Source organism: Micromonospora parastrephiae, from assembly GCF_016802865.1.
Classification (GTDB): domain Bacteria; phylum Actinomycetota; class Actinomycetes; order Mycobacteriales; family Micromonosporaceae; genus Micromonospora; species Micromonospora parastrephiae.
In genome coordinates this window covers 1-3,959 of sequence record NZ_JAEVHM010000320.1, presented here as the reverse complement: position 1 = coordinate 3,959, position 3,959 = coordinate 1, and the positions used below count along the sequence as shown (strand labels likewise).

Here is a 3,959-nt window from a genome sequence, read left to right as displayed (position 1 = left end):
ATAACTTCATGATCAACGGGTTGGGTGGGGTGGGGCGTGGGGCGCGGTATGGTGGGGGTTCTGTTCTCGGTGATGGCCCGGGTGCGCCGCCAAGCACCTCTCCCATGATTTCTGTTCGGTCCGGCGGAGCCGCCGGCGCGGCGTGAGCGCCGCCATCCGGGTCCGGCCGCCGCGTGAGTTGCGCGCCACCCGCCGTCCTCGATCGCACCGCTGCTGGGGTCACCTGGTCGCCGCACCACTCTGGCCGCTGCACGGCGCGAACCTGGGCACCCTGTTGCGTACCTGCGACGCGGTCGGCGCCTGCCTCGCCGTGCCGCCGTTCCGGTGGGTGGATGAGGCCGTGGCCCGGGGCAACACGCTGCGCCGGCCGGGCTGCGTGCACCGGGTCGGCAGTCCGCTGCGCTGGCTGGCCGCCGAACGAGCCGCCGGCACGCGGATCCTCGGGGTGGAGCTTGCCGACGAGGCCGTACGCCTCGGTGACCTGCCCGCCGCTCGGGGGCGCACGGTGGTGCTGCTCGGGCACGAGTCGACGGGCATCCCACCCGAGGCGCTCGACCACCTGGACGCGGCGGTCGAGATCCCCATGGTCGGCCACGGCCACAGCCTGAACGTCGCGGTAGCCGGCTCCCTGGTCCTCTACAAACTCGCCGGTCTCCTCTAGCCCGCGCCGGCCCGGCTCCCGGGGTGGGGTCAGGCGACGTTGGCGGGGCGGAACTGGACGCTCACCCGGGGGCCCACCGGGCGGGTGGTCTTGGGGATGGCGTGTTCCCAGGTGCGTTGGCAGGAGCCGCCCATCACGATTAGGTCGCCGTGCCCGACCGGGAACCGCAGACTCTCACCGCCGCCACGGGGACGCAGCAGCAGCGGCCGGGGTGCCCCGAACGAAACGATCGCGACGATGGTGTCGGTGTGCGCCGAGCGGCCGATGGTGTCGCCGTGCCAGGCCACGCTGTCGCGCCCGGAACGGTAGAGGCACATGCCGGCGGTGACGAACGGTTCGCCCAGCTCGGGGGCGTAGTGCCGGGTCAGCGCCGCCCGCGCCTCGGCGAGCACGGGGTGGGGGAGTTGCCGGTCGCCGTCGTACCAGCAGAGCAGGCGGGGCACGTCGACCTCGCTGTCGTACATGGTGCGTCGTTCGGCGCGCCAGGGCACGTCGGTGAGCAGGGTGTCGAGGACCGCGTCGGAGCCGCGCACCCAGGCGGGGAGGTGGTCGACCCAGGCGCCCCGGGTGAGCCGGTGTCGGCGGATCTGACCGGCCAGTGGCCCCAGGGTCGGCCCGGCGTCGGCCAGGTCGAGCATCGACGGCTGGTAGGCGGCCTGCGTCATACGGCCACCCTAGCAGGGAGTTCGTACACCCGTGCCAATGGATGGGCCGGTCGTGTGGACCGCGTCGAGCACCGCGTCCACGACCCGTGCCCGGCCCTGCCCGTCGACGGCGGACCAGGCCCGCGCGGCCACCGTCGCGCGCCGCTGCGGTGAGCTGAGCAGCCCGTTCAGGGTCCGCGCCGCCGTCGCGCGGGCCGCCCGCCCGGCGATGCCGGCGGCGGTCAGCTCGGTCAGTTCACCGAGGCCGGCGACGAGGCCGTGCCGGACCACCCGGTGGTACGACTCGCGTTGGTTGTCGACCACGCAGACCAGGGCGGCGGGCGCGCCGAGGCAGCAGAGTTCCCAGGTGGACGTGCCGGCGGCGCTGACCACCAGGTCGGCCCCGGTGATCAGGGACGGCAGCGAGCCGGTGGGCGGGACGGGCCGGATGGTCTGCCCCCGCCCGGGGCGATCTCCTCCAGCTCCGCCTCGATCTCGGGTCGACCGACGACGACCGTGAGGTCCATCGGATGGCCGGTGGCCGCCAGCACCCGGGTCAGCACCGGGGCGGCGCCGACCGCGTCGGTGCCGCCGAAGAAGGCCAGCACGCGGGGTCGGCCGACCTTCGTGGCGGGCGGGGGCGCCGGCGGGCGGGAGGTGACCACCGAGTCGCGCAGCAGGGCGTACGCGCTGCCGGCGAGCAGCCGTCCGGACAGCTCCGGGTGCCGCGCCCCGAAGTTCTGGTCGAGGTAGAGGTCGGCGTCCTGCCCCCGGCTGTCTCCGTCGATGACGGCGAGGGTGAACACCCCGGCGGCGCGCAGCGCGCCCGCACCGGCCGGGTCCAGCTCGTAGGAGTCGAGGACCACCACGTCCAGCTCGTGCCGGTGAGCGGTTTCGACCAGCTCGGCCGGCGACTCGGGGCCGGGGTACAGGGGGATGCCCCGCGCGGCCAGTTCGGCGACCGCCCAGTCGAGCCGTTCGACCGTGCCGAACACCGCGACGTGCGCGCCCCGGGCCTGGAACTCCTCGGCGAGGGCCAGGCAGCGTACGAGGTGGCCGACGCCGCGCCGCGGTCCGGCGTCGCAGCGCACCCCGACCCGTGGTGTGCTCAGGACTCCTCCAGCTGCTTCTGGCGGACGTCGGCGTTGAGCGCACGTAGCCGGGGTTGCCCGTCGAGCCAGTCGGCGAGCTTGGTCAGTGGCACGCTGACGTCGCCGAAGTGGTCGACGACGGCGCTCACCAGCGCCCAGTCCTGCTCGGTGTCGAGGGTCAGCCGCAGCCCCGAACGGTCCGGGGTGAGCGTCACCCCGAGCACCCGGAACAGGTCGGGATGGGTGTACGCGTACGAGGTCACGTGCACCCGGTGGTGACCGGTGGCGAGCCGGTCGAGGGTGCGCAGCGCGTCCGCGCGGATGATCTCGACGTCCAGCCCTCGGGGCAGCGTACGGGCGATCGACGTGCTCGCGTAGTCCAGTCCGGGGACCGCCCGGTACACGGAGGCGACCAGCGTGATGATCTCCGGGTCGAGCAGGGGGCAGTCGGCGGTGAACCGCATGACCGCGTCGCCCGGGTGCGCGGCGAGGGCACCCACGAACCGGTCCAGGACGTCGTCGACCGGCCCGCGGTGGCAGGGCACCTCCAGCCGTTCGCACTCGGCCACGACCGCGTCGTCGACCGGGTCGGTGCTGGTGGCGACCACCAGGTCGGCGAGGACACCGCTGTCCCCTGCGGCACGCACCACCCGGCCCAGCACGGACCGTCCGGCGAGCGGGCGGAGCACCTTGCCGGGCAGCCGCGACGATCCCATCCGGGCCTGCACGATCCCGACGATCCTCGGCTCGCCGGGCGGGCTGTCCTGTCCGGTCACTGCTGCTCCTCCTGCTTGGGGGCGAGCACCGTGCGGGCCCGGCGCTTGGCGGCGCGGGCGCCCCGCTTGGCGAGCCGGGCCGGCGTGATGGCGAGCCGGCCGACCCGGTAGCTGAGCGAACCGCTGAGCAGACCGATCGTCGCCTCGGCCCGGCGCAGCGCCCGCTCCCGCGAGGTCAGCAGCTCCTCGGTCCACGCGGTCAACGCCGCGAGCCGGCTGAGTTCCTCACGCTGGCGCAGCCACGCCTCACGCAACTGCTGGTAGCTCTGCGCGCCGATCGGCGGGTCGGTCGGCGCGACGGCGTGCAGCCTGCTGGCCAGGGTGACCCGGCCGTCGGGGTCGAGCTGGTGCAGGGCCGCCGTGACCTCCGCCTCGGCGTCCACCGCCTCGGCGACGGTCGTGCGGTCCAGGTCGTGGCCGGCGAGCCCGCCGAGCACCACGGTCAGGCCGGCCACGTCGAGGGTGGACGACCACGGGTGGGCGTACCCGCCGGTGAGCAGGCCGGCCGCGAAGCGCCACAGGCCGCGGGCCAGCGCCACGTCGGCGGGGAGCGTGCCGGTGGCCCGCCAGCTCGGGTCGAGCACGGCGTACCGCTCGCCGTCGACGACCACGTTGTCGGTGCTCGCCAGCGCGGTCGCGCCGACGACCCGCCCGTCGGCGTCGGCCTGGCCGGCGAGCCAGTCCGCGTACCCGCGCAGCAGCGTGCGCAGGGTCGCCAGGTCGCGGCGCAGGGCCGCGTCGAGCAGCAGGGTCCGCAGCAGCCGCCCGGACGGCACCGGCCCGCTCA

3 protein-coding genes and 2 pseudogenes are annotated in these 3,959 nt (G+C 74.9%); 1 reads left to right on the top strand and 4 read right to left on the bottom strand.

Going from position 1 to position 3,959, the window contains the following annotated elements; all coding sequences use genetic code 11:
• Positions 1 to 142: 142 nt before the first annotated feature.
• Entirely contained in the window at positions 143 to 661 is a 519-nt protein-coding gene (locus JNW91_RS30235) for a TrmH family RNA methyltransferase (RefSeq protein WP_203178899.1), read from the top strand.
• Between the two features lie 29 nt (positions 662 to 690).
• On the opposite strand, the gene JNW91_RS30230 is transcribed toward JNW91_RS30235, so the two are convergent.
• The 4 genes and pseudogenes from JNW91_RS30230 to JNW91_RS30215 form a co-directional block, all read right to left on the bottom strand.
• Positions 691 to 1,326 (bottom strand): alpha-ketoglutarate-dependent dioxygenase AlkB, encoded by a 636-nt coding sequence (locus JNW91_RS30230; protein ID WP_203178898.1) that lies wholly within the window; start codon positions 1,324 to 1,326, stop codon positions 691 to 693.
• Between the two features lie 9 nt (positions 1,327 to 1,335).
• A pseudogene (locus JNW91_RS30225) lies at positions 1,336 to 2,417 on the bottom strand (PseG/SpsG family protein).
• Complete coding sequence (locus JNW91_RS30220) at positions 2,414 to 3,172, bottom strand: glycosyltransferase family protein (protein WP_309244526.1); 759 nt, start codon at positions 3,170 to 3,172, stop codon at positions 2,414 to 2,416. The pseudogene JNW91_RS30225 and the gene JNW91_RS30220 overlap by 4 nt, the downstream one beginning before the upstream one ends.
• Positions 3,169 to 3,959 (bottom strand): annotated as a pseudogene (locus tag JNW91_RS30215) (class I SAM-dependent methyltransferase); the annotation flags it as partial. The gene JNW91_RS30220 and the pseudogene JNW91_RS30215, both read right to left, overlap by 4 nt.

Coding starts and splice junctions, on each gene's coding strand:
- JNW91_RS30230 (WP_203178898.1), bottom strand. CDS start 1,326: ATGACGCAGGCCGCCTACCAGCCGTCGATGCTCGACCTGGCCGACGCC.